The organism is Streptomyces paradoxus (genome assembly GCF_014202475.1).
Classification (GTDB): domain Bacteria; phylum Actinomycetota; class Actinomycetes; order Streptomycetales; family Streptomycetaceae; genus Streptomyces; species Streptomyces paradoxus.
Window position 1 is genome coordinate 1 of sequence record NZ_JACHGV010000007.1, and the last position, 25,783, is coordinate 25,783.

Genomic DNA, 25,783 nt, shown 5'->3' on the forward strand with positions numbered 1-25,783 from the left:
TCCTCGGCCTGCTTCTCGCGCTCCTCGCCGGCCTTCTCCCCGCCCTCGCCGTCGAGGTCGATCTCGCCCTTGGTGACGGACCGCAGCTTCTTGCCTCGTACTCGCCGACGGCGTCGACCCAGACCTCGTCGACGGCGTCGGTGAGCAGCAGGACCTCGATGCCCTTGTCCCGGAACGCCTCCATGTGCGGGGAGTTCTCGATGCTCTGCCGGGACTCCCCGGTGATGAACCAGATGTCGTCCTGACCGTCCTTCATCCGCTCCACGTACTGCGCGAGCGTGGTCGGCTCGTCGTCGGAGTGCGTGGTCGCGAACGAGGACACGGCGAGGATCGCGTCACGGTTCTCGGAGTCGGTGACCAGGCCCTCCTTCAGGGCGGTGCCGAACTCGCGCCAGAACGTGCGGTAGCGGTCGGCGTCCTTGGCGAGGAACTCCTTGACCGTGGACAGCACCTTCTTCGTCAGCCGGCGCTGCATCATCCGGATGTGCCGGTCCTGCTGCAGGATCTCGCGGGAGACGTTGAGCGAGAGGTCCTGCGCGTCGACGACGCCCTTGACGAAGCGGAGGTAGGGCGGCAGCAGCGCCTCGCAGTCGTCCATGATGAAGACGCGCTTCACGTACAGCTGGACGCCGCGCTTGAAGTCCCGCGTGAACAGGTCGTGCGGGGCGTGCGAGGGGACGAAGAGCAGGGCCTGGTACTCGAAGGTGCCCTCGGCCTGGAGCCGGATCGTCTCCAGCGGCTCGCGCCAGTCGTGGCTGATGTGCTTGTACAGCTCGTGGTACTCGTCGTCGGACACCTCGTCGCGCGAGCGCGCCCAGAGGGCCTTCATGGAGTTCAGCGTCTCGGGCTCGGGCGCGCCCTCGCCGTCCTTCGCCTCCGGGATCATCCGGATCGGCCAGGTGATGAAGTCCGAGTAGCGCTTGACGATCTCCCGGATCGTCCACTCGGAGGTGTAGTCGTGCAGCTGGTTCTCGGGGTCGGCGGGCTTGAGGTGGAGGGTCACGGACGTGCCCTGCGGTGCGTCGTCGACCCTCTCCAGGGTGTAGGTGGCCTCGCCGCGCGACGTCCAGCGGGTCCCCTGGCCCTCGCCGGCGCGCCGGGTCACCAGCGTCACCTCGTCCGCCGCCATGAAGCCGGAGTAGAAGCCGACACCGAACTGGCCGATGAGCCCCTCGGCCCCGGCGGCGTCCTTGGCCTCCCGCAGTTCCTCCAGGAAGGCGGCCGTACCCGAGTTTGCGATGGTGCCGATGAGCTGCCCGACCTCGTCGTACGACATGCCGATGCCGTTGTCCCGCACCGTGAGGGTGCGGGCCTCCTTGTCGATGTCGAGCTCGATGTGCAGGTCCGACACATCGGCGTCGAGCGTGTCGTCCCGCAGCTTCTCCAGACGCAGCTTGTCGAGCGCGTCGGAAGCGTTGGAGACGAGCTCCCGCAGGAAGACATCCTTGTTCGAGTAGACCGAGTGGATCATCAGCTGGAGCAGCTGACGCGCCTCTACCTGGAACTCAAACGTTTCGGTCGTCATGGTTCGCGAATCCCTCACAGGTCCCACAGTCGCCTGAACTGGATGTCACTGTAAAACACCAAGTCAGGCCGGGGCCCCGGAAGTCAGACGAGGCGGGCGAAGACGACCAGGTTCTCGGTGTAGTCCCGGGCCTGACGGTCGTAGGCACCCGCGCAGGTGATGAGCCGGACCTGGGCGTCAGGGGTGTCGCCGTAGACGCGGTCGCTGGGGAAGCCGTCCTTCTTGAAGGACTCCGTGGCGTAGACGACGAAGGTCGCCTTGCCACCGTCGGCCCGCACCACCTGGAACCGGTCGCCCTTCTTCAGTGCGCTGAGCCCGGCGAACACGGCCGGGGAGGTCGCGGTGTCCACGTGTCCCGCGATGATCGCGGTACCCGCCTCTCCGGGGGTGTGGCCCTTGGCGTACCAGCCGACGAGGTTGGTGTCGTGCGACGGCGGGGGCTCCAGCTGACCCGAGCGGCCGATGGCGAGGTCGGTGAAGGGCGCGTCGACCGAGATCTTGGGGATGAGCAGGCGGACCGGCCGGGACCGCGGCAGATGCGGGCCGGCGCCGGCCGCGGCGGACCGGTGCGGCGCGGCGGACCGGTGCGGCGCGGCGGACCGGTGCGGCGCGGCGGACGTGGGCGGTGTGTCGGGCACGGCGGGAACGGCCGGGGTGGCGGCCACGGCCGGCGGGGCGTGCGGCGGGCCGGCGGCGTCGGACGACCCACCGCGGCCGCCGACCAGGGTCACGGTCAGGACGAGGGCGGCCAGCGTCCACAGCACCGTCGCGACGGTGCGCAGCCGCCGTTTCGACGGTTCAGGCTCGGGGCCGGGGCCGGGGTCGGGAAGAGCGGGGGGACTGGCTGCCATCAAGGACCACCTCATTCGAGCACGGCAGCGGGCACGGCACGCGGGACGACGAGCCGGGCCGCCGCGACGCGAGGTGCACGTGCGGCGGCCACGGCTGCTGTGAGGTCAGGCGTCGGTCACGCGGTGCCGCGCGAGGCCTTCTGACGGCGCAGCGCGTACAGACCGGTGCCGGCCACGGCCAGCACGGCCATCCCGCCGGCGGTCACGCCCGGCGCGGAGGCCAGCCCGCCGCCACCGGTGTGCACGCCGCCGCGCGGCTTGTCGTGCTTGTCGTGCTTGCCGTGCTTGTCGCGCTTGCCCTCCCAGGAGCCCTTGCCGTGCTCGTCGTGCTTGCCGCCCCAGTCGTCCTCCTTGTGCGTGCCCGTGTCGTGCTTGGGGTTGTCCCAGTCGTCGTCGGAGTTCACCGCGGCCAGGGCTCCGCCACCGGTGTGCACCCCGCCGTGCGGCTTGTCGTGCTTGCCCTTCCAGGAGCCCTTCTCGTGCCCCTTCTCCTTGCCGTGCTCCTCTTCCTTGCCCTCGTGGTCGCCCTTGCCGCCGTCCCACTCGTCGTCCGCGGTCACCGCGGCCAGGGCTCCGCCACCCGTGTGTACCCCGCCGTGTGGCTTGTGGTGCTTGCCGTCCTTGTGGTGCTCCTTGCTGTAGGAACTGGAGTCGTTGTCCCAGTCACCCATCGCCTCGGCATAGGCGGCGGGCGCGGTGATCGCGAGGGCGGCCGTGGCAGTGGCCGTTGCGAGCAGCATGCGGGCAGAGCGCATCGGTGAGTCCTTCCGTCGCGACCCGGGCAGCTGACGCCTCGCCAGCTCACGAGACCCGGCCTCGACGTGAACCACCGTCAGTCATGCCGAGCGGCCCCACCATCCAGGGCGTTCACACGGGTTACGACGGCACTCAAACGGCGGAACGCCCCGGCGTCCCCGGGGGCCGGAGAGGCCAATGCAGTTGCTTTTGAGCTGCGGAGATCGTTGCCCCGCGTGTGACGGGGTGGGGTGCGGGCCAGCGGGTGCGGATCGGGATCCTGACGAAGGTGTTCACCGCTGAGTTGGTGGACGCGGCGATAGCCAAGCACGACCGAGCCGAGCGGCGCCGCCGACTTCTGCCGGCCCGGCTGGTCGTGTACTTCGTCCTGGCCCTGTGTCTGTTCGCCCGGGAGTCGTACGAGGAGGTGCTGCGGGTGCTGACCAGCGGCATCCCAGGCAGCCGGGCCCTCTCTCGGGTGAACCGGTCGTCGTTGTGTCGGGCTCGCGCCCGGCTCGGGGAGGACGTGCTGGAGACTGTGTTCCGCCAGGTGGCTGGCCCGCTCGCCACCAGGGACACGCCCGGCGCATGGTGGCGAGGTCTGCGGCTCCTCGCCCTGGACGGCACCCAGTTCGATCTTCCGGATTCGACGCGCAACGGCGACACCTTCGACGGCCCCTCCACCACCGGCGGCGTCCCCTTCGGGTTCCCCCAGGTCAGGACGGTGGTCCTCGCCGAGATCGGAACGCACGGAGTACTCGATGCTCGCCTCGGCGGCTACCGCGACGGCGAGCGCAGCCTCGCCTACCCGCTGGCCGGCTCCACCGGCCCCGGCGACCTGGTCATCGCCGACCGCGGCTTCTGGTCGGTTGAGTTCGCTGACGTCTTCACCGTGGCAGGCTCGGATGGCCTGTGCTGAGGACCCGCGCCAGACGCAATACGGTGCAGCCCGGCCGTTGGGCTCACAACCCCACTGCGAAGCCGAAGAGCCCGCCGGGCCGGAAGGCCTGCGCTCAAGGGATCACAAGGCCTGTCCCCGCCCTAATCGGCAGCGTCTGTCTTGGGCCCATCAGTCATTGCGGCATGGGCGTCTGCGGCGTGTGCCGAGTGGAGTACTTGCCACGCGGCTCGGGCGCCCAGAGCCGAGGGTGGGAGCAGGCACGTCTCGTGGTCCTGGCGCTTCGCTGGCTCGACACGGGCATCGAGGACGCGCGGCCCCGTCTGGACTGTGTGCAGCCGGCCACGGGCCGGGATCCGGCACCGCCGCGTCTGCCATCCCAAGGTTGGCGAGGCGGAGATCGTGGGAGGTGCCGCTTACCTGATGGCGGTTTAGAGGCCGGTGTCCGCCAGGCGCGGCATGGCGATCGCTAGGACTGCGAAGAAGTGAGTGGTCTTGACTTGGGCACAGTCCCCGCATGGCTTAGCGCCGTGCTTACAGGGGGATCGCTGTTGCTCGGCTTCTACATCCTCCTGCGCGACCGGCGGAAGGAAGAGAGGGAAGAGGCCAACCTGGTGACCTGCTAGCTGGAGGCTCAACAGATGAGCTGATGGCGTACGTGCTGAACGCGCCGGCACGACCGATTCCGTATGCGGCGCTGGAGTGGAGCCTCGGAACGGACAGCGCACTGGTCGCAAGGATCGACCCTCTTGTGGTCCGGCCCGGGCAGGAAGTCAGGCTCCGCGAGTGGTACGGATACCGCCGCCAACAGTGGCGCTGGGCACGGCTGTCTCGAACAAAGCGGGACGGCGACGCGACGAAGCTCCTCTAGGGCGTGTGTCAAAAGTGGATCTTGATCGTGGGATGATCTTGGTTCATGGCGCGTGGAGATTTGACGGACGAGCAGTGGGCGGTGCTGGAGCCCCTGTTGCCGAGGGGCAAGAAGCTCGGCCGACCGCCGATATGGATCAGGAGGCGGCTGGTTGACGGCATACGCTTCCGGGTCCGTACCGGCATCCCTTGGCGGGACATGGCGCAGGAGTACGGACCCTGGGGCCGGGTGTACGACCTGTTCCGTCGGTGGCAGCGCAACGGCACCTGGCAGCGGATCTTCACAGCCCTGCAGGTCCGGGCCGACGCCAAGGACCTGATCACCTGGGAGATCAACGTTGACTCCACCATCGTCCGTGCCCACCAGCATGCCGCCGGGGCACGCGCCTACCTGCGCAGACGCGGGATCCACTGCACCATCCCGGACAAGGCCGATCTCATCCGCAACCGCAAGAAACGCGGCTCCTGCGGCGGCCGTCCGCCGAAGTTCGACCGGGCGGACTACAAAGCTCGGAACGCGGTTGAGTGCGGCATCAATCGACTCAAAAGGCACCGAGCTGTGGGAACAAGGTACGACAAGCTCGCGGTCCGCTACGAGGCGACCGTCCTCGTAGCGGCGATCACCGAGTGGCTGTGAACAGGGATAGAGGCGTCCCTGGCTCAGGCCCGCGCGCCGCCGTCGACCCGGAGGACCGTGCCGGTCACGTAGGAGGAGCGGTCGCTCAGCAGCCAGGCGGCGGCCTGCGCGATCTCCTGCGGGTCGGCCGCGCGGCCCAGCGGGGTGTGCGCCGTGAGCCGCTCTCGGAGACCGGGTGATCCCTTTTCCCAGGTGCTTATCATCTCGGTCGCCGTGTTGCCAGGGGCGATGGCGTTGACGCGGATGCCTTCCGGGCCGTAGGTGACGGCGGCCGACTCGGTGAGGCTGTTGACCGCCCGTTTCATCGCGCCGTAGGCGGGCAGCTCGGGGTTTCCCATCAGGCTGCCGACAGATGAGTTGTTGACGATGGCGCCGGTCCCGGCGGTGGTTCGGATGGCGGCGATCTCGGCGACCATGGCCAGCCAGACGCCCTTGAGGTTCACGTCGTAGAGGCGGTCGAAGTCGGCCTCCGGCATCTGGTGCATCGGGCCGGGCTGCTGGATCGTCGCGCCGTTGTTGAAGGCGATGTCGAGCCGGCCGTAGACGTTCACGGCGCGGTCCACGGCGGCGCGCACGCCGGCCGCGTCGGCCAGGTCGCACACCACGTACTCCGCGGTGCCGCCCGCCGCCCGGATCTCCGCGGTCACCGCCTGCAGCTGGTCCTCCGTCCGGGCCGCGAGAAGCACTCGGGCGCCCTCGCGGGCGAAGAGCCGAGCCGCGGCGGCTCCGATGCCGCGTCCGGCACCGGTGATGAAGGCGACCTTGTTGGCCAGCAGGCCCAGGGCGGCAGGCGTGGTGGATGTGCCGGTGACAGGTGTGTTGTCCATGGCGCCAAGCCTGCGCCCGTCCGCGAAGCGCAACCAGGCACCGGCGGTACCTGGATCCGCGCCCGGCGCCCCCGCACACTGGAGAGGTGGACCGACGAGAACTGGCCGACTTCCTGCGCAGCCGACGCGAGCGGATCACCCCTGCCGAGGTGGGGCTGCCCGCCGGACCGCGCCGCCGTACCCCGGGCCTGCGCCGCGAGGAGGTGGCGCAGCTGGCGTACATCTCGACCGAGTACTACACACGGCTGGAGCAAGCCCGGGCGCCGCACCCGTCGCACGAGGTGCTGGCCGGGCTGGCTCGGGCCCTGCGCCTGACGGATGCCGAACGCGACCATGTCCATCACCTGGCCGGCACACCGCCGCTCCCGTCGGCCGGGCCCTCGCGTCAGGTACGGCAGAGCATCCTCGACCTGCTGCACCGACTGCCGCAGGCCGCGGCGACCGTAACGTCCGCGACCTTCGAGGTACTGGCCTGGAACGATCTGGCGGCAGCCCTGATGGAGGACTTCTCCGCGCTGCCGCGACGCGACCGCAACCTCGTGCGCCGTCTCTTTCTTGGCCCGCACACGAAGGGGCAGCGGCTGTACGGAGTGTCGGACGCGGACGCCTTCGCCCGCATCTCGACGCAGCGGCTGCGCGCCGCCGCCGCCCGCTACCCCGACGATCCAGAGGTCGCCGAGCTGGTAGCCGAACTCCTCGACGGAAGCGAAGAGTTCACCCGCCTGTGGCAATCCCACGACGTGTCCGCCGAGCTCACCCTGTGCAAGACCTTCCAGCACCCGCTGGTCGGCCCCGTCACCGTCAACTGCGACGTCCTCGACATCACCGACCGCGACCAGCAGGTCGTGATCTACACCGCGGTCCCAGGCTCGCCCTCCGAAGAGGCGCTACGGCTGCTGTCGGTCATCGGCACACAGCGCATGGACGTCACGCGCTGAGCCATACCGGCCGCACTTCAACGTCCCCTGATGTGGACCGACGCCGGTCAGCATCGCCCGCGCGCTTCTGAGCCCTGGCCTGCACGGCCCCTGAGCAACCACTTTCGACACACGCCCTAGCAGGTGGCCACAGCAACCGCATTCCGCCCACCACAACGGTCTGAGAAGCTGCCTGACGGCCCGCACCCCTTAGATGCCGCCACGCTCACGGACATGGCCGCCACCGCCGCATGGGGCACTCGGCGGCCGGGACAGTAACGGCCTCGGGGAACATCGGTACAGCGGTTGGCGCTGAGAGCGATCATGGTCGGTTAGCACACCGACTAGGGGCTGCTTGGGTTCGCGGAAAGATCGCTGTGCTGGTGCCGGGGCTGGCTACGGCCCGCTCGTGCCGGTGGAACCCGGCGGCCGCGCCGCCGCGTGAGCGGGGCCCGGCGAGCTGGAGCCGGCGGCGTATCGCGGGCCGAGGTGACACTCGACGTCATCCGCGTCGGTCGGGAATCGAACTGCGTCTCCCGCGCTCTACTCCCCCCGGAGCAACGGAGACACGGACACCGGACCCGGGGGCCGCCGACGTTTGCGGCATCGGAAGGCTTCATCGGCATGCCTCGGCTACACGTTCGACGACGTCACCGCAGTCTCACGGGCTGTCAGAAGTCACGGTGCGCAGTCCGGGGGAGAAGACCGCCGCCGCTGCCGTGAGGCGCAGCGTCTCCAGCGTGTCGATCTGGCCCCGCGCCCGGTCCAGCAGATCTTGCAGCTGAGATTCATCCAGACGGGGCTCCCCCGCAGCCACGACGAGCAGCGTGCGCCAGATCAGGGTCTTCCCCTCGACTCCCAGCCGCAGGGTCTCAAGCTCGATCAACGTGCTCAGCCCGGAGCGCCGGTACAGGACGCCGTTTGGCTTCAGACGCCCCAGCCTCTCGGCCGCCCAGCCACCGTAGACCTTGTAGCGGCGTGCGGGGACGCCGAGCGCGTCCATGATTTCGAGCAGGATCTGCCGGTCCTGGGCGATCTCGTCGGCGATGCGCTGCAGGTCGGCGCTACGCGCCGAGTGGCGGTGCTGGTGAGCGATGCGCTGCGCCAGCCCGATGCCGAAGGTGGCACCGGCCAAGTGGTCATTCAGGTAGATCCCGAGCTTGTCGCGATGCATCCTGGGCCCCGTTCTCGCTTGTCCTCGGCGATCTCCTCGACGGTGCGACCGCGCACACAAGCGGGCTGGGAACATCGGCGTCGGATTTCCCCCGCACCACGACAGCAAACCGCGAGAGAACGGATCCGACGCGGCGAAATGCCGGGAACGGACCCGAACGGCTCAGGGGCCCAGGCGCTGGAGTGCTGCATCGGAATTCTCGGCGCCGGCCCGGCAGTACCTGTTCCGAGCCCTCACCGACGGCCGCGCTGTCCGCACGCCACCCCTACCGTGCTCGGCATCACGGGCCGCGCGGTGGAGTCGCCGTGCGGCGCGGTGCTGCTGGTCCGCCGTTGACTGCCGCGCCCCGCGATGCGTCGCCGGCCGCACAGCTGATCCCAAAATCCGGGCCCTCACCCTCGGCCGTTTCACTGGACCGCACCGCCGTCGCCGTCCAAGCGGCGCAGTTGGTCCCAGGCCGGCGCCCGGGACGGTAGCGGCCGCGGCTGTGCAGGGTGCGCCGCATGGCCGCCCCGAAACCCCCGACCCAGGAAGGTCGTGAGCCGGGCCGGCCGGATGACGCGCCCCCGGGAGGCAGCCCTGGACAGACCCTCCCGCGAGCGCCGACCAACGTTCTGGCACCGCCTGTGTGCCGGCCTCCGTCACCGGCCGGCACACCGGCGGCTCCCGGCCAGGTACCGACCGCCGCTGCCAGCCGCTCGACGGCGGCCAGGGTTCCCCACAGTCCCGGCTCAGCGCAAGGCCCGCCGCGAGTACGAGAACCGAGTCGGGACGCTTGCACCCTGACCATGATCGTTCTCAGCGCCAACCGCTGTACCGATTTCCCCGAGGCCGAGTAAGGCAACTGCATTGGGCCGGAGAGGCCCCCGGGCCCGCCCCCGTCAACGCCGCCCGAACCCCCGGTGCGCCATGCGGGCCGGGTCCGGATCGGCCAGCTGGGCCGCCATGCCGACGAGGACCAGCCCGCCCGCGATGAGCAGCCCCTGGGCCAGGGCGATGCCGCAGGTCAGCACGGCGACGCCCAGTGCCAGCCCCCACCATGCGCCGGTGCGGCGGTACTCCCGGGGCCGGGCGGGGCGGCCTGATCTCATGGCCCGGGTGAAGCGGGGATCCTCCCGCTCGAGTCGTGCTTCGAGGTCGACGAGGCGGTGGTCTTCGGACTGGGGCACGGCTTCTCCTTCCCGGAACCCGAGCGCTTCGAGGCAGGGCACGGCCGGGATCATGACGAGTCCTGGGGTGTCGGGCCCTGCGGCGCTGCGGAGGGAGACGGGCCGCCGGTGCGCCGGTACGGCCGGCCGCGGCTGTCTCACCAGGGCTTCAGCTTCTCCCTCCTCCAACGGCTCACGCCATCGGGCCCCACCCTCATCCTTCCCGGTGCCCGACCCCCATGAACGCCGGGACGACAGGCGGGTGTTCGGCCCGCAGATGGGTGCTGTCACGGATGGCGGCGGGCCGGGCAGCGGACACGCCGGGTGAGGACGGTGCCCTTCCGGTGGATGCTGCCCCGGCCTGACGGCCCTGAGCGCGACAGCCCCTAGCGCTCGGCCTCGGCGGGCTGGGGAGCGGCGGGCGGGGCGGCGTGGTCGGGCTCGGGGCCGGGCGCCGGGGCCGTGCGGCCGGGCAGGAGGCCCTGCCCCGCCCGGAGCGCGTGGGCCAGCAGGTGTGCGCGTCCGGCGGCGATGGGGCCGAGGACCGCGAGGACGAGGACGTACCCGGCGATGAACGGGGCGAGCCGGGCGTCGAGTCCGGCGCCGGCGGCCATGGCGGCCAGGATCAGCGCGAACTCACCACGGGCGACGAGGGCGGTGGCGATCTCGGCGGCGGGCTCGATGCCGTAGTCGTACACACGGGCGACGAGGAGGCCCGCGAGGACGTTCATGACGAGGGTCAGTGCGGCCGCCGCGGCGACCGGTCCGACGACGGAGACGATGTCGCCGGGGTCGATGGAGAGACCGAAGGCGAAGAAGAAGATGGCCGCGAAGGCGTCGCGCAGCGGATGGACCAGGTCCCTGATGCGCGGGCCGGAGGGGGTCCCGGCCAGGATCAGGCCGGCCATGAACGCGCCGATGGCGTCGGCGACGCCCAGGACCTCGGAGACTCCCGCCACCAGGACGGCCACGCCGAGGAAGCTGATGACGAGCAGTTCGTTGTCGCGGGTCGCGATGAGACGCCCGACCAGTTTCGTGCCGTAGCGGGCCGCCGTGGCCAGCAGCAGCAGGAAGCCGAAGGCCTTGGAGGCCTGCAGGACCATGTCACCGACGCCCTGGGCGCCGCTGATGACCGGATGGAGGGCGGCCAGGTACAGCGCGAGGAAGATGTCCTCGACCACGATGACGCCCAGGATGAGGCGCGTCTCCGGGCGGCCGATGCGGCCCAGGTCGATGAGGACCTTGGTGACGATGGCGGACGAGGAGATCCCGAGGACACCGGCGAGGACCAGCGCCTCCCGGACGCCCCAGCCCAGGGCGAAGCCGAAGCCGAGCCCCGCGCCGACGTTGAGCAGCAGATAGATCCCACCCGCTGTCAGCAGGCGCCGGCCGCCGTCCTTCAGGTCGTCGAGGTGGAACTCCAGGCCCAGGTAGAACAGCAGCAGCACCAGTCCGAGCGCGGAGAGCATCTCGAAGTCGTGGGCGTCCTGGACGATCACGAGGCCCGGGGTGTGAGGACCGAGCAGGATGCCCGCGAGCATGAACAGCGGGATCGTGGGGAGCCCGATTCTGCCGCCGAGGCGGGCGAGGAGGGCGGCGGCCAGGAAGGCTCCGCCCATGGCGAGAAGGCTGTCAGCGTGTCCCACGGATCACCACCTTCGAGGGCGCGCAGACGGATCGTTTCACCGAGCGGGGACGGATAGGGGCTCCTCCTTCAGGGGCCTTGAGGGGTGGCGTCGTGCGCCTCTCGGCGCGACCCGGGGCAGCGGCCGTGACACGGCCGGCGCGGCGGCCCGGGCGGTGCTGCCAGCCTCACACGCACCTCGGTGCCGCCACCATCGGTGACGGCACCCATCTCCGGGTGGGGACGACACCCACCCGTCCGTGCCGTCCTTGCCGTCCTCGCCCTCCTGGGGAGCAGCCGGGCGGGCCTTCGGGGCGGTACCGGCCGCCCCGCCGGGGACTGTCAGACCTGCCGGTGGCCGATGCCCAGCAGGCTCGCCGCCGCCCGGAAGTCGGCCGTGTGGTGTCCGACCGCGAGGGACCAGTGGTGGCCGACTCCCGTGGCGCTCCAGGCGTCGACCCATTCGCCGGGGTCCCGGCCGAAGTCGACCCGGCTGGTGGTGTTGCCGATCTCCAGCAGCGGTCCCGGTACGACGGTGCCCTCGGAGGTGACGAAGGACAGGCTGCCGTCGGCGTCCTGGCCGAGGCCGAGCAGGGTGACGGGCCCGTGCCGGACGTCGAACTCGACGCTCACGCCCCAGCCGCGTTTGCCGTGGTAGACGCCGAGCCCGCGCAACAGCGGGTCGCGGGCGCCGACCGCGAGGTGGGCGGGTCCGTCGTGGCCCATCTCCACCACGCCGTCCTCGAAGTTCAAGGCCTGGATCTCGGTGAAGGAGCCTCCGGCGCCGACACTCTGGGACGCCAACTGGGCTACGGACGTGCGCAGTTCGTACTCGCCGGCGGCCGGCACGCCGCGCGCGGTGAGCAGCGAGGCACCGAGGATCATGCCCGCCCCGAGCCGCTCGTGCAGCTCACCGTCGAGTCCGCGGTGGTAGTAGGCGAGGCTGTCGAGTTCGAAGTCGGCCACCAGCCGGTCCAGGGCGACGGACACGGTCGCGCCCCAGGCGAAGTCCTCCTCCACGACGCTCTCGTCGAGGGTGAAGATCCGCCGGGCGAGGGCCATCCGCTCCCGGGTCTCCGCCTCCGTCACCTGTTCCACCCGGTGCCGCAGGTCGTCGAACTCCAGGACCTCCACGTGCGATCCGAACGTCGAGGCGAGCAGCGTCGGATCGGTCTGCACGTCAAGCATGCCGGGGTACACGTGTCCCATGAGGCCGTGCCGGGCGTGCCGGAGCGCGGCCCGGATGTGCGCGGCCCGGATCCACTGCTCGATGCGCCGCCAGGCGGACTCCTGGCGCAGCCAGCCCGACACGGACCGGAAGGGGATGCCGGCGCGCCGGAAGACGTTGCCGACCTCCGGGACGGGGCACTGCCCGCAGTAGGCCAGCCAGGCCCCGGTGTCGAAGGTGGCGTGGTCCATCTTCTCGGTCGGCTGGAGGTCGATGACCAGCACCGGTGTGTGCGAGCGCTGGGCGATCGGCAGCACTATCGAGGAGGTGAGGTACGTCGTCAGGAACAGCACGATCAGGTCGCAGTCGGCGCGTCGCAACTGCTCGGCGGCGCGGGCGCCTTCCTGTGCGTCGGAGACGAAACCGGCGTCGGTCACCTCGGCGTCCATGGCCCGGAACCGTTCGGCGACGTAGGCGGCCGACTCCTTCAGTTGCGTGAGCAGGCCGGGGAACTGCGGCCAGTAGGTGCCCAGTCCGCCGGCGACCAGCCCGATGCGGGTCCGGCGCCGGGTGACCGGCGGGAGCAGGTCGTGCAGGGCTGCGGCCCGTACGGCCGTGCGGTCCGCGGTCGTTGCCATGGTCAGTGCTCCTTGTCGGAAAGGCCGGCGGGCGAGGTGGTGGGGATGCGGAGGTCCGCTCCGCCCGGTATCTCTCTCGCGGAGCGCGGGACCAGGACGCGGATGATGAACAGGCCCGCCAGGGCCGCCGCCGTCATGCACGCGGTGATCGTCCAGAGCAGGACGGACGGGCTGTGGTCGGCGAGGGCGGGGGTGAAGAAGGCGGCGACGGCGAAGACGCCCCGGGAGAGGGCGTAGGTGAGGCCCTGGGTGGTGGCGCGGGTGTCGGCGGGCAGCGTGAGCTGCGACCACACCTTGTAGTTGGCCTCCCCGGCGAAGGGGTTGGAGAGCTGGTAGAGCACGAAGAAGACGAGCATGCCGGCGAGTGCGCCCGCGGTCAGGGACGCGATGACGAAGGCGAGGATCTGGACCACCGCGGCCACGTGGAACAGCCGGTCGCGCCAGGGACTGTCGGCGACGCGTACGAAGGCGAAGGTCAGCAGCACCCCGATGGGGATGAAGGCCAGGTTGATCCCGGTGGCGAGGCTCTGTGAGGCGTCGCTGACGGTGACGAGCAGATAGGTGCCGAACTGTCCGAAGGTGTTGGCTCCGAGGCCCCAGGTCACGTAGAAGACGAACGTCGCGGTCATCGGCAGCAGGGCTGCTCGCGTCCACACGCTCTTCAGGGAGATGGCTTCCGGGGCGGCGCCGGTCTCCGTCTCCGGCGGCTCGTCGGGCAGTTTCAGCCGGGACCGCAGGGCCCAGGTGACGAGTGCGGCGACGGCCAGCTGCCCGGTGATGAGCCGGGCCCCGGTCATGCCCGTGGTGGACAGGACGAAGCCGAGGAAGATGGCGACGGTGATGCCCAGCATCCACATGACCTGCGTGAACGCCACGAGTCTGCCCCGGGCCCAGGGGGGCGCCGCGTCCGAGACCACGGCCAGGGACGTCGGCAGGTCGGCGCCGGCCGCGAGCCCGGCGACGAGAACACCGACCAGCAGGGTGATGTCGTCCGGCGCCAGTGTGATGACGAGGGCGCCGATCGCGAAGCAGAAGATGTCCCAGTTGTAGACGCGGCGGCGTCCGAAGAGGTCGGCGAGCCGTCCGCCGACGAGGGATCCGACGGCGATGCAGCCGGTGACGATCGCGCTGATCGCCCCGGCCATCCACACGCCCATGTCGTAACTGTCGCGGTAGACGGCCAGGTTGACGGAGATGCTCACGATCAGACCGGCGTCGAGATAGGAGGCCATGCCCGACAGGGCGGCGGCTTTCCAGAGCGGTGGGGGGATGGGGCGGGTACCGGCCATGATGCGACTCCGTCGTCTGGTGACATCGCGGTTCCGGGTGCCTGGTCGAGGCGAATATAGGGCGGGAAAAACGTTGCAACAAGGTGTCGCGCACGCATGGGTGACATGACGTCGGCCTCACCGACCGCGCTCGGGATATGGCGTGGCCGCTCCGGCTCGCCTACCGTGAAGAGGGCCTAAAAACGTTTTAGGGGAAGGACCGCGTCCGTGATCTCCCCCGAGCTCCGGCGGCTGTTCGACGACCCGCCCCGCGCCTTCGGCCCCACTCCCCTGTGGTGGTGGTCGGGTGCGAAGGTCACCCGGGAGCGACTGGCCTGGCAGCTGAGGGCGTTCGCCCAGGGTGGGGTCCACAACCTGGTCGTCATCAATCTGGCCCCGGCCGGGCCGACGTTCGGGGCCCGGGCCGACGATCCGGCGTGGTTCGGCGAGGAGTGGTGGGAGCGCTTCAGGGACGCCTGCGCGATCGCGGCGGAGCTGGGCACCCGGCTGTGGTTCTACGACCAGATCGGGTTCTCCGGCGCCAATGTGCAGGGCGGTGTGACGCGGCGTCATCCCGGGGCGGCCGGACTCGCCCTGCGCTGCCGCGACGTGAGCGTCGCCGGGGGCAGGGTGCCCCTGACGGGCGCCGAGACACCGCTGGCCGTGTACTCCCGGCAGGGCCGGAGGCTCGACCTCACCGGGGACGGGCACCTCGCGGCCGCCGACGGGACCGTGGTACGGCTCGTCACCGCCGTCCCCACCGCGTTCGACTACCTGGACCCCCATGCGGTCGGCCTGCTGATGGACACGGTCCACCACGAGTACGACCGCCGCGTACCCGAGTACCTGGGCACGGTCGTCGCGGGCAGCTTCCAGGACGAACTGCCCGGCACCAACGCCTGGAGCCACCGTTTCGCCGAGGAGTTCCGCGCCCGGCGAGGCTACGACCTGCTCGACCACCTGCCGGCTTTGTTCGGCACAGACGCGGGCGTGCCGGAGGGGAAGATCCGCGGGGACTACTACAGGGTCCGCGCGGAGCTGACCGAGGAGGCCTTGTTCCGGCCGCTCGCCGCCTGGCACCGCGAGCGCGGTCTGCTGCTGGGCAGCGACCAGAGCCACCCCGCCCGCGCGGGCTACCCGGCCCAGTCCACGCAGCTCTACACCGACTACTTCCGCACCCACCGCTGGTACGGCGCCGCCGGCAGCGACCACCACGGCGACGCCAAGGTGCACTCCTCCATGGCCCACCTGTACGGCCACGAGCGCGTCTGGATCGAGGCGTTCCACTCCTCCGGCTGGGGCGGCACGCTGGAGGACACCTACGGCTGGCTGCTGCCGTTCCTGCGCAGCGGCGCCAACCTCTACAACCCGCACGCCAGTTACTTCGGCACCGCGGCCGGCTGGTTCGAGTGGGCGCCGCCGTCCACCGACTGGCGCCAGCCCTACTGGAAGCAGTACCCGGCGTTCTCCCGGGCCGTGGCCCGGATCTGCTCCGTGATGTCGTGGGGCGGCTACGCGGCCGACGTGGCGGTGCTGCACCCGACGGCCACCATGCAGGCGCTCGTCCCGCTGGACGCGCCGGTCCGGCACTTCGGCGACGGCCGGCTGGGCGGCGGCCACACCCTCGCCGACGAGACGCAGCGGCACTACCTGGACCTGTGCGGCTCGAACAACTGGCTCGGGCCGCACGCCGGTGTCCTGGACCGGCGCGGAATCTCCTTCGACGTCGTCGACGACGACTCGGTGCAGTGCGCCGAGGCCACCGAGGGTGCCCTGCGCATCAGGGACCTTGCGTACGGCGCGGTGCTGCTGCCCTCGGCGAGCGTGCTGGAGGAGGGGACCGCGCGCCGGCTGGCCGAACTGCTCGACGCGGGAGGGCGGGTGGTGGTCGTGGGCCGCCCGCCCGCGACGGCCGCGGGCCGGTCCGGTGACGACTCGGTCGTGGCGGCCCTGCTCGCCCATCCCCGGCTGGAGCGGGTGCGCGACCCCGGGGCCGCCGCCGCGGCGGTGGCGGACGCGGCCGGGCACGCGACGGGCGAGGTACCGCTGCTCGTGCGGCGGAAGGGAAACCGGGCGGTGGCCCTGGTCACGGCCGCCTTCCCGGAGATCGGCGCACATCCGCTGCGCCCGCCCGGCTCCGCCCCCGAGCCCGTCCGCGCCTCGTCCGTCACCGTCCGGGCGGGCGTCGCGGAGGCCGAGGTGTGGAACCCGGCGACCGGCTCCCGCAGCCCGGCCCTCGTCACGGTCTCCGACGACGGTGCCCTCTCGACCATCGAGGTGCCGCTGGACGGTTCCCCGGCGGCCCTGGTGGTCTGGCGTGAGGGCCGTCCGGGCCCGACGCCTGCCGCGGGTGGGACGGCTGTCCGGGTGCTCGACGTCTCGGCCGGCTGGCAGGGCCGGCTGGTGCCCACGATGGACAACACCTGGGGCGACCTCGCACTGCCCCCGGGAGCGTCGGTGGCCGAGCCGCAGATCTGGACCATGGAGTGGACCGAGGGGACGGTGTGGGAGCGGAGCCGGGTCACCTACGGCAACCGGGTCCGGGTCCTGCACCCGGTGCCGCCCGACAAGGCTCCCGAGCCGCTGGACGCGGCGTGCGTGGAGCGGATCCTGGCCGGTCACGTGCCCCTCGTGCCGCCGGACTCGGGCTGGGAGGCCACGGTGTACTCGTCGAGCCGCGGCATGCCCGACCAAGGCGGGCTGCTGGGCACCAAGGGGCTGGTGAACGAGGAGTTCGTACGCGTCCCCGTGCCGGCCGGCGAAGCGGTCGCCCGGGTCCGGGCCATCGTGGAGACCGGGCACCGGGGGCCCGCCGAGTTGCACGTCGGCGCGGAGGCGGTCAAACGGGTGTGGTGGAACGGGGAGCCGCTGGGCCCGTACGGCGGCGGTTACCTGGCCTCCGCCCCGGTCGAGGTGAGCCGCGACCGCAATGTGCTCGAATACGAGCTGTCGGGCGCCCAGGACCGGCCCTCGTCGATCTCGGCAGTCGCCGGTACACCGCTCGGCAGTTTCTTCTGCCTGTCCGAACCGGGCGGGTTCGGGCCGCGGCCGCGGTTCATGCGCCCGCCCGACGGAGTCCGGCCCGGCGGCCGGGTCGCCTACCGCGCGGGCTTCCGGGTCCCGGCCGGCGGTGCGCGGGCGGTGCTGGTCGTGGGTGCCGCCTCGGCGCTGACCGTGCTGATCGACGGCGAGGTGGTGGCGCGGCAGGAGAAGGCGGAGTACTACGAGGCGGACTGGGGAGCCGTGCCGATGTTCTTCCGCCATGAGCCGGAACTCGGGCCGGGCGCGCACCTGCTGGAGGTGGTGGCCGACAGCGCCGGTGCCCGGGACGCGGTGTTCGTCGATCTGGTGGTGTGTTCGGGGCCCGGGGTGACGGCCCTGGTCAGCGGCGCCGGCTGGGAGGCGGAGGCGGGCGCGTGGCGGGGCCGGACCGTCGAGGACGGGCGCAGGCGGGGCGAGTTGCAGCACTGCCACGCCGCCGTACGGCCGCATCCGCTGCCGGAGAGCGCATGGCTCAACGGTCCTCCGGTGCTCGGCGGTGCCGTACGGCCGTCGCGGTCCACTGATGACGTCCGGGCGTCGCCGCAGCGCTTCCGGTTCACGGTGCCGCCGGGAACGGTGTCGCTGGAGCTGCCGTTGGCGCTGCACGCGCGCGTGCGGGTCGGGGACGGAGAGGAACGGGCCTTGGCGGGCGACCGGCTGACACTCCACGAGCCGCTCCCCGCACCCGCCCGGGTCGAGGTGGTCACCGGGCCCACGGCCGTCCTGCGGGGCGGCTCCGCCTGGCACGGGCCGGTCCGGGTGCGGACGGTGCCGGCGCCGCTGGAGCTGGGCGACTGGCGCGAGCGGGGGCTGGGCGGCTGGAGCGGGGGTGTGACGTACGCACGGGAGGTGCAGGTGCCGCCCGGGCCCGATCCCGTGCTGGATCTGGGGCGGGTCCGGGGCAGCGTGGAGGTGTCGGTCGACGGGGAGTTCGCCGGGGAGGCGTTCTGCGCGCCGTACCGCTTCCCGCTGCGCGGCGCCGCGGGGCGGACCGTCCGGCTGGAGGTGACGGTCCGGGGCACGCTGGCTCCGTATCTCGCGGAGGCCACGCCGACCGCCTGGGCTTTCCCGTCGCAGCTGCCGTCGGGGCTGTGGGGGCCGGTGACGCTGCGGATACCGTCCGGGGATTAGCCGTCTGCGGACGGCCGGGTGGAGTCGCGCAGGACGAGGCCCGGGGCGAAGACGCGGGTCTCGTGGAGATGGTCCGCGCGGGCCTCGATCTCGTCGAGCAGCATCTCCACCGCCGCCCGCCCGAGGTCCTCGACGGGCTGCCGGACCGTCGTCAGGGTGGTCGCCCCGAAGGTCGCCACGTCGAGGTCGCCGTAGCCGACGACCTGCACGTCCTCGGGGATGCGCACGCCGCGTTCGGTCAGCCCCCGGCAGAGGCCTGCGGCGAGGAAGTCGTTGGTGCAGAACACCCCGTCGGGCAGGTCCTTCAGCCCCCGGGCGATCTCCGTGCCGTAGGCGACGGTCATCCGCTCGGCGACGACCTGGCCGAGCCGGGCCTCGCGGCGGCTGCGCACGGCCTGCCGGGCGCCCTGGTAGCGGTCGGCGCACTGACGTATGCCGCGCTCGCCGTTGACGACGAGGATGTCGCGGGCCCCGCTGTCGAGGAGGTGCTGTACGGCGATGCGGCCGCCGGCGATGTCGTCGACGGAGGCCGAGCAGCCCTCCCGGTCGGGCATGGCACGGTCGGCCAGGACGAGCGGGATGCCCCGCTCGCGCAGCCGGGCCAGCCGGCCCGGGTCGGCGCCGAGCGGTACGACGACGACGCCGACGGCCCGTTGCCCGACGAGCATGCTGAAGTAGCCCTGCTCCCGTTCGGGGTCGTCCCCGCTGTGGCACAGGACGAGGGAGTAGCCGTGGTCATAGGCCGCGTCGGCGGCGCCTCGCGCGATGCGCGCGTAGAAGGAGTTGGTGACGTCGGGCAGGACCAGCCCGATCGCGGAGGAGTGACCGGTGCGCAGACCGGCGGCTCCGGGGTGGGGGACGTAGTCGAGCGCGGCGACGGCGACGCGGACGCGCTCGGCGGTCTGCGCGGTGACCCGCTCGGGCCGGTTGAGCACGTTCGACACCGTGGACACCGAGACACCGGCCGCGGCGGCGACGTCCTGGATGCGGGCGGGGCGTGCCGGAACGGCCTCCACCCCCTCGCTGTTACGGCCGCGCGACCAGGCACGACGATGGCCTTCATGGGCGTCGCAAGTATACCGTGACCGGGCGTGGAACGTTTTTCCCGCCCGGTCTGCTCGGGCCCCCGGATCAGGCGGAGGGCGCGCCGGCGAGGACCTCCACGCAGCCGGTGTCGAGCGAGTAGTAGGCGCTGACGACGGCCAGATCGCCCTTCTTCACGAGCGGGTCGCCGCACCGCTCGGCGCCGTCGCCGAACCGCTCCCGAAGCGGATCCCCTTGGCCTCCTTGCCGAGCGCGCTCAGCAGGATCACCACGGCCAGGGTGGGCACGATGGTCCATGCCATCGCCGACGGGTAGCCGTGGCGCTCGGCGAGGGCCTCCTGGATCGGCAGGTTGAGTGCGGCGATGAGGTTGCCCAGCTGGTAGGTGACGCCCGGGTAGAAGCCGCGGACGGCGTCGGGGCTCATCTCGGTCAGATGCGCCGGAATGACGCCCCACGCGCCCTGCACGCACACCTGCATGAGGAAGGACGACAGCATCAGCCAGCCGACGGTGGTGGACAGCACGAAGAACGGCACCACGACCAGGCCCGCCGCCGCCGCGATCATGATGGTCCGGCGGCGGCCCAGCCGCTCGGAGTAGGCGCCGAGCAGCACCCCGCCGATCATCGCGCCGATGTTGTAGACCACCGCGATCGCGATCGACGTGTTCGCCGACAGGTCGAGGCCCTTCTTCACGAAGGTCGGGTAGATGTCCTGGGTGCCGTGCGACATCCAGTTGAAGGCCGTCATCAGCGCGACCAGGTAGACGAAGCGCCGCAGCACCGCGGGGTTCCTGAACACCTGGTGCGCGGGGGTGCGGTTGAGCGCGACGCTCTTCTCCCACACCTCGCTCTCCTCCACCCTGCTGCGCACCCACAGCGCGACCAGGGCGGGCAGCAGGCTGAACGCGAACAGGCCGCGCCAGCCGAAGACGGGCTCGATGACGAAGAACGCCACGGCGGCCAGGAGGTACCCCAGCGAGTAGCCGCTCTGCAGCAGGCCCGACCAGAACCCACGCCGTTCGGTGGGGATCTTCTCCATGGCCAGGGCCGCGCCCAGACCCCATTCGCCGCCCATGCCGATGCCGTAGAGCAGGCGCAGCACCAGCAGGACGCTGTAGTTGGGCGCGAAGGCGCAGGCGAAGCCGACGATCGAGTAGAAGACGACGTCGACCATGAGCGGGACGCGGCGGCCCCGGCGGTCCGCCCACATGCCGAAGAGCAGCGCGCCGACCGGCCGCATCACCAGGGTCGCGGTGGTCAGGAAGGCCATGTCGGTGAGGGAGACATGGAAGTCGTCCGCTATCTCGCTGTAGACGAGCACGACGAGGAAGTAGTCGAACGCGTCCATGGCCCAGCCCAGATAGGCGGCCACGAAGGCGTTGCGCTGATCCTTGGTCAGACCTGCTGCCTGCCCTCTCACGGTTTTCAGCACGGTGACCTCCCGAAGTCCGCAGCCGAGGCTAGGGACGCGACGACGGGAATCGGGCAAAGCACGAGCCAGTTTTGGACCAAGAGCGCGAGTGCCCGTCAACGGTGGCCGGGCAGCCGCCGTCCCGGCGCGGCGACACCGCCGGAGGCCGCCGCGTCGATCAGGCGGCGGAAGGTGCCGCACTCCATGTGGCTGGGTGCGGGGCAGGCGGCGGCATGTCGCAGGGAGTCCCGCAGGACGCCCAGTTCGCGGATCCTTCCGTCCAGTTCGTCCGCCTTGGCGGACAGCATCCGCCGGTCGATCTGCGGCTGTCCGTCCGGGGCGAACATCCGCGCGATCTCGTCGAGCGAGAACCCGGCCGTCCGCCCCAGCGCGATCAGCGCCAGCCGCTGCAGCACCCCGGGGTCGTACTGACGCCGCAGCCCGCGCCGGCCGGTCGAGGCGATGAGCCCCTTCTCCTCGTAGAAGCGCAGGGTCGAGGCGGGCACACCGGCGCGGTGCGCCACTTCGGCGATGTCCAGGTCTGTCATTGTCTTGACCTCAAGTCGACTTGAAGTAGAACGCTGTCATCCCGCCATGACGAAGGCAAGCAGAGGGAGAGACGAAGATGGACGCCTCACACCGGTCCGACGACGAGCAGGCCGCCCGCTGGAACGGGCCCGCCGGCAACGCCTGGGTGGATCTCCAGGAGCTGCTGGACGAGATGTTCAGGCCGTTCGAGGAGCTGCTCGTCGACGCGGTGGCCGCCGAACACGCGGGAAGCGTGCTCGATGTCGGCTGTGGCACGGGCGGCATCACCCGGGCCGTCGCCCGCAGGTCCGGTCACTGCGTCGGTGTCGACATCTCGGGGCCGATGATCGAGACGGCCCGGGCGCAGGCCGAGCGGGAGGGCGTGCCGGCGTCCTTCGTCCAGGCCGACGCGCAGGAGTACGCGTTCGAACCCGGCGCCTTCGACGCCGTCGTCTCGCGCTTCGGCGTCATGTTCTTCAACGATCCCGTGCGGGCCTTCACCAATCTGCGGAGCACGGTGAGGGACGGGGCCGGGCTGCGGTGTGTCGTGTGGCGGGGCCCCGAGGAGAACCCGTTCATGACGACGGCCGAACGCGCCGCGGCCCCGTTCCTGCCGGACCTGCCCGCGCGCCGGCCGGACCAGCCGGGCCAGTTCGCGTTCGCGGACCCGGAGCGCGTCCACCGCGTCCTGGCGGAGAGCGGCTGGGCCGGGATCGACATCCAGCCGGTCGACGTGGTCTGCGCCCTGCCGGAGAAGGACCTCGTCACGTACTTCACGCGGCTCGGTCCGCTCGGCATGATCCTGCCCGGGGCCGACGAGGAGACCCGGGCGCGGATCGTCGAGGCGGTCCGGCCCGCGTTCGACCCCTTCGTGCAGGGGACGGAGGTCCGCTACACCGCGGCCTGCTGGATGGTCTCCGCGCGGGCCGCCGCCGCGAAACTTTCGTGAGGTCCGGCCCCCTTTTCCGGGCGCGGGCGCCCGGCGCATAGTGACATCACGATGACGCAGAAGAGAGCCCTGGTGGTCCGAGGCGGCTGGGAAGGGCACCAGCCGGTCGAGGCCACGGAACTGTTCCTGCCCTTCCTCCGGAGCAACGGGTACGACGTCCGGGTCGAGGAGTCGACCGGGATCTACGCGGACGCCGCCGAACTGGCCGCCACCGACCTGATCGTGCAGTGCGTGACGATGTCGGAGATCACGCGCGAGCAGCTGGCGGGGCTGACCGCCGCGGTCGCGGCCGGGACCGGATTCACCGGCTGGCACGGCGGCATCGCCGACTCGTTCCGCGCCTCCTCGGACTATCTGCACCTGGTGGGCGGCCAGTTCGCCACGCACCCCGGCAAGGAACCGTGCGAGCGCCGGGGTGAGGCGGCGGACAACTTCCTGCCGCACACCATCACCCTCACCGACGCCGGTCGCGAGCACCCGGTCACGGCGGGCATCGAGGACTTCACGCTCGACACCGAGCAGTACTGGGTGCTCCACGACGACCTCGTCGACGTCCTGGCCACCACCACGCATCCGGTCCGGCCGTGGCAGCCCTGGCACCGGCCGGTCACCTCACCCGCGGTCTGGACCCGCCGGTGGGGTGCCGGGCGAATCGTGGTGACGACACCGGGGCACAGCGTCGACGTGCTGGAGCACCCCCACGTCCGCACCATCATCGAGAGGGGCATGCTGTGGGCGACGCGCACCGCGTCGGGGTCGTAGGACTCGGCGTCATCTCCCGCGCGTACCTGGACACGCTCGCCGGCCATCCCGGGGTGCGCGTCACCGCGGTCGCCGACCTCGACGCCTCCCGGTCCGCCGCGGCCGCCGCCGAACTGCCGGACGCCCGGGCGCTGTCGGTGGAGGAGCTGCTGGGCAGCCCGGACGTGGACACGGTGCTGAACCTGACCACCCCGGCGGCCCACGCCGGGATAGCCCTCGGGGCGATCCGCCACGGCAAGAACGTCTACGGGGAGAAACCACTGGCGGCGGACCTGGAGGACGCGCGGTCCGTCCTGGAGGCCGCCGCGCGGGCGGGCACGGGGGTGGGCTGTGCCCCGGACACCGTCCTGGGCACGGGAATCCAGACCGCGCGGGCGGCCGTGGAGGCGGGAAGCATCGGACGACCCCAGTTCGCCTCCGCCGTGATGGTCACCCCGGGGCATGAACGCTGGCATCCCCACCCCGACTTCTACTACACGGCCGGTGGCGGCCCGCTGCTGGACATGGGGCCGTACTACCTGTCGTCCCTGGTCCATCTGCTCGGGCCGGTGCGATCGGTGACCGGAGCGGCCGGGCGGCTGCGTGCCGAGCGCGTGATCGGTTCCGGCCCGCGCGCGGGCGAGCGCATACCGGTCGAGGTGGACAGCCATGTCTCCGGAGTGCTGGAGCACGTGAACGGGACGCTGACGACGCTCACGACGAGCTTCGACGGCGTGGCCACCACGGCCGCCCCGATCGAGGTGCACGGCGACAGCGGCTCCTTGTCGGTGCCCGACCCGAACCGCTTCGACGGCGAGGTGCGCGTCCACGCGCTCGGCGACACCCGGTGGCGCGCCGTGCCGGTGTCGGCGGGCTACGCGGACGGCGCCCGTGGCGTCGGACTGCTGGACTTCCTCACCGCCGACGCGTCGCGGCCACCGCGCGCCGGCGGTGAACTCGCCCTGCACGTACTGGAGACGATGACCGCGCTGTTGCGTTCGGCGGCCGAGGGACGCCGGATCGAGCTGACGACATCGGCACGGGTGCCCGCACCCGTGCCCCTGACGGCCGCCGCCCAGTGGCACGGCCGGCCCTCCTGAGGTCAGTCCACGGGCCAGGTGTGCGCGGGCGCGTTCATATGCATGTAGTCCATGTACGTCCGGGTCATCTGCCGCAGTGCCTCCCGCCGGTCGGAGATGCCGGCCTTCTCCAGCTGGTGCACCATCTCCGCCTGCCACAGTGCGCCGTTGCGGCCGGTGACGCAGCGCTGCTCGATGATGCCGAGCAGGGGTTCGCGCCACGCGGCGTCCATGCCGGTCAGCTCCAAACCCTTGTGGGCGAGGGGCAGCAGCCGCCGCAACACCAGTTCCGTGACCGGCACTTCGCCCACGCCGGGCCAGTACAGGCGGGCGTCGATGCCGTCGCGGGCCGCGGTGTGCAGGTTCTCCTCGGCGACCGAGAAGGACATCCGTGTCCACACCGGCCGGTCCTCGTCGACCAGGGCGCGGGTCAGGCCGTAGTAGAAGGCGCCGTTGGCGATGATGTCGGCCACGGTGGGGCCGGCGGGCAGCACGCGGTTCTCGATGCGCAGATGCGGGCCGCTGTCGGTGACCGCGTAGATGGGGCGGTTCCAGCGGTAGATCGTGCCGTTGTGGAGGGTCAGTTCGCCGAGCTGGGGGACGCCGCCGCTGTCCAGCTCCTTCTGCGGGTCCTCGTCCTCGCACAACGGCAGCAGGGCCGGGAAGTAGCGCACGTTCTCCTCGAAGAGGTCGAAGACGCTGGTGATCCAGCGCTCCCCGAACCACACCCGGGGCCGTACGCCCTGGGCCTTGATCTCCTCGGGGCGGGTGTCGGTGGCCTGCTCGAACAAGGGGATGCGGGTCTCGCGCCACAGCTCCTTGCCGAACAGGAAGGGCGAGTTGGCCGCGAGGGCGATCTGCACGCCGGCGACGGCCTGGGCCGCGTTCCAGTAGTGCGGGAACTCCTTCGGGTCGACCTGGAGGTGGAACTGGGTGCTGGTGCAGGCGGCCTCGGGAGTGATCGTGTCGGCGTACGTCGACAGGCGCTCCACACCGTCGACCCTGATCCGCAGGTCCTCGCCCCGGGCCGCGAAGATCTGCTCGTTGAGGAGCCGGTAGCGGGGGTCGCCGGAGAGCGCGGACTCGCTGACGTCCGACTCGCCCAGGGTGGGGAGGATGCCGACCATGATCAGGTGCGCGCCCACCGCCGCGGCGCGGTCCTCGGCGTGGTTGAGGGCGTCCCGGATGGCCTGTTCCCAGGAACCGGGGCCGCCCGCCGTCAGCTGCCGGGGCGGGATGTTGATCTCCAGGTTGAAGCGGCCCAGCTCGCTCGACCAGGCGGGGTCGGCGATCGCCTGGAGCACGTCGGTGTTGCGCATCGCGGGCAGTCCGGCGTCGTCGACCAGGTTGAGCTCGATCTCCAGGCCGACCTGGGGGCGCTCGCTCTCGAACCCCGACTCGTGGAGCATCCGGGCCAGCACCTCGAGGTCGGTGTGCATCTTCTCCCGGTACCGTCGGCGGTCCTCCCGGGTGAACACCAGGGCCGGCACGTCACGTCCCATGTGCCCTCCTGCGCTCCTTCGGCGGATACGTCCGCGCCTCAGCGGATGGGTCTCGTCCCAGAGTCGCACCTTGTC

General features: G+C 71.4%; 19 protein-coding genes and 2 pseudogenes. 7 read left to right on the top strand and 14 right to left on the bottom strand.

The window, feature by feature from the left end; genetic code table 11:
- From htpG to HNR57_RS22700, 3 genes and pseudogenes are all read right to left on the bottom strand, one after another.
- Nucleotides 1–1,525, bottom strand: a pseudogene (htpG, locus tag HNR57_RS22690) (molecular chaperone HtpG); the annotation flags it as partial.
- Between the two features lie 83 nt (nt 1,526–1,608).
- Nucleotides 1,609–2,376: a class F sortase gene (locus tag HNR57_RS22695; protein ID WP_184562238.1), complete on the bottom strand. Its 768-nt coding sequence runs from the start codon at nt 2,374–2,376 to the stop codon at nt 1,609–1,611.
- A 116-nt stretch (nt 2,377–2,492) separates the two neighbouring features.
- Entirely contained in the window at nt 2,493–3,131 is a 639-nt protein-coding gene (locus HNR57_RS22700; protein WP_184562240.1) for a hypothetical protein, read from the bottom strand.
- Nucleotides 3,132–3,376: 245 nt separating this feature from the next.
- On the opposite strand from HNR57_RS22700, the gene HNR57_RS22705 reads away from it, so the two are divergent.
- Together HNR57_RS22705 and HNR57_RS22710 are read left to right on the top strand one after the other, a co-directional pair.
- Nucleotides 3,377–4,030, top strand: coding sequence for an IS4 family transposase (locus HNR57_RS22705; protein ID WP_184562242.1), 654 nt, complete (start codon nt 3,377–3,379; stop codon nt 4,028–4,030).
- Between the two features lie 895 nt (nt 4,031–4,925).
- Complete coding sequence (locus HNR57_RS22710) at nt 4,926–5,516, top strand: IS5 family transposase (protein WP_184562244.1); 591 nt, start codon at nt 4,926–4,928, stop codon at nt 5,514–5,516.
- 23 nt (nt 5,517–5,539) lie between these two features.
- On the opposite strand, the gene HNR57_RS22715 is transcribed toward HNR57_RS22710, so the two are convergent.
- A complete protein-coding gene (locus HNR57_RS22715; protein ID WP_184562246.1) occupies nt 5,540–6,343 on the bottom strand; it encodes an SDR family NAD(P)-dependent oxidoreductase in 804 nt (267 codons plus the stop codon).
- Between the two features lie 86 nt (nt 6,344–6,429).
- Here HNR57_RS22715 and HNR57_RS22720 point away from each other — a divergent pair, with 86 nt between their 5' ends.
- Nucleotides 6,430–7,281: a helix-turn-helix transcriptional regulator gene (locus HNR57_RS22720; RefSeq protein WP_184562248.1), complete on the top strand. Its 852-nt coding sequence runs from the start codon at nt 6,430–6,432 to the stop codon at nt 7,279–7,281.
- A gap of 640 nt (nt 7,282–7,921) precedes the next feature.
- On the opposite strand, the gene HNR57_RS22725 is transcribed toward HNR57_RS22720, so the two are convergent.
- From HNR57_RS22725 to HNR57_RS22745, 5 genes are all read right to left on the bottom strand, one after another.
- Complete coding sequence (locus tag HNR57_RS22725) at nt 7,922–8,434, bottom strand: hypothetical protein (protein WP_184562250.1); 513 nt, start codon at nt 8,432–8,434, stop codon at nt 7,922–7,924.
- Between the two features lie 881 nt (nt 8,435–9,315).
- Nucleotides 9,316–9,603 carry a DUF3040 domain-containing protein gene (locus tag HNR57_RS22730; RefSeq protein WP_184562252.1) on the bottom strand — a complete coding sequence of 96 codons (288 nt, stop codon included), beginning with the start codon at nt 9,601–9,603 and terminating at the stop codon, nt 9,316–9,318.
- 365 nt (nt 9,604–9,968) lie between these two features.
- The gene (locus HNR57_RS22735; protein ID WP_184562254.1) at nt 9,969–11,228 is read right to left on the bottom strand and encodes a cation:proton antiporter; all 1,260 of its coding nucleotides are present in this window, start codon (nt 11,226–11,228) and stop codon (nt 9,969–9,971) included.
- A gap of 320 nt (nt 11,229–11,548) precedes the next feature.
- Nucleotides 11,549–13,012, bottom strand: coding sequence for an L-fucose/L-arabinose isomerase family protein (locus HNR57_RS22740; RefSeq protein ID WP_184562256.1), 1,464 nt, complete (start codon nt 13,010–13,012; stop codon nt 11,549–11,551).
- 2 nt (nt 13,013–13,014) lie between these two features.
- Nucleotides 13,015–14,301, bottom strand: coding sequence for an MFS transporter (locus HNR57_RS22745; protein WP_184562258.1), 1,287 nt, complete (start codon nt 14,299–14,301; stop codon nt 13,015–13,017).
- Between the two features lie 207 nt (nt 14,302–14,508).
- Here HNR57_RS22745 and HNR57_RS22750 point away from each other — a divergent pair, with 207 nt between their 5' ends.
- The gene (locus HNR57_RS22750) at nt 14,509–18,453 is read left to right on the top strand and encodes a glycosyl hydrolase (protein ID WP_184562261.1); all 3,945 of its coding nucleotides are present in this window, start codon (nt 14,509–14,511) and stop codon (nt 18,451–18,453) included.
- On the opposite strand, the gene HNR57_RS22755 is transcribed toward HNR57_RS22750, so the two are convergent.
- The 4 genes and pseudogenes from HNR57_RS22755 to HNR57_RS22770 form a co-directional block, all read right to left on the bottom strand.
- Nucleotides 18,450–19,469: a LacI family DNA-binding transcriptional regulator gene (locus HNR57_RS22755; protein ID WP_184562263.1), complete on the bottom strand. Its 1,020-nt coding sequence runs from the start codon at nt 19,467–19,469 to the stop codon at nt 18,450–18,452. The two genes, HNR57_RS22750 and HNR57_RS22755, sit on opposite strands and share 4 nt — an antisense overlap.
- 115 nt (nt 19,470–19,584) lie before the next feature.
- Nucleotides 19,585–19,680: pseudogene (locus HNR57_RS40615) on the bottom strand (carbonic anhydrase); the annotation flags it as partial.
- The gene (locus HNR57_RS22765; protein WP_184562265.1) at nt 19,671–20,930 is read right to left on the bottom strand and encodes an MFS transporter; all 1,260 of its coding nucleotides are present in this window, start codon (nt 20,928–20,930) and stop codon (nt 19,671–19,673) included. The gene HNR57_RS22765 and the pseudogene HNR57_RS40615, both read right to left, overlap by 10 nt.
- 95 nt (nt 20,931–21,025) lie before the next feature.
- Complete coding sequence (locus HNR57_RS22770; protein ID WP_184562267.1) at nt 21,026–21,457, bottom strand: helix-turn-helix domain-containing protein; 432 nt, start codon at nt 21,455–21,457, stop codon at nt 21,026–21,028.
- Nucleotides 21,458–21,534: 77 nt separating this feature from the next.
- Here HNR57_RS22770 and HNR57_RS22775 point away from each other — a divergent pair, with 77 nt between their 5' ends.
- The 3 genes from HNR57_RS22775 to HNR57_RS22785 are packed head-to-tail and all read left to right on the top strand — an operon-like array spanning nt 21,535 to nt 24,227.
- Nucleotides 21,535–22,386, top strand: a complete 852-nt coding sequence (locus tag HNR57_RS22775; RefSeq protein ID WP_184562269.1) for a class I SAM-dependent methyltransferase — start codon at nt 21,535–21,537, stop codon at nt 22,384–22,386.
- 51 nt (nt 22,387–22,437) lie between these two features.
- Nucleotides 22,438–23,148, top strand: coding sequence for a ThuA domain-containing protein (locus HNR57_RS39645; RefSeq protein WP_184562271.1), 711 nt, complete (start codon nt 22,438–22,440; stop codon nt 23,146–23,148).
- Nucleotides 23,118–24,227, top strand: a complete 1,110-nt coding sequence (locus tag HNR57_RS22785) for a Gfo/Idh/MocA family protein (protein ID WP_184562273.1) — start codon at nt 23,118–23,120, stop codon at nt 24,225–24,227. The genes HNR57_RS39645 and HNR57_RS22785 overlap by 31 nt, the downstream gene beginning before the upstream one ends.
- Nucleotides 24,228–24,229: 2 nt before the next feature.
- Here HNR57_RS22785 and HNR57_RS22790 read toward each other — a convergent pair whose 3' ends face one another.
- Complete coding sequence (locus tag HNR57_RS22790; protein WP_184562275.1) at nt 24,230–25,708, bottom strand: glutamate-cysteine ligase family protein; 1,479 nt, start codon at nt 25,706–25,708, stop codon at nt 24,230–24,232.
- Nucleotides 25,709–25,783: the final 75 nt, after the last annotated feature.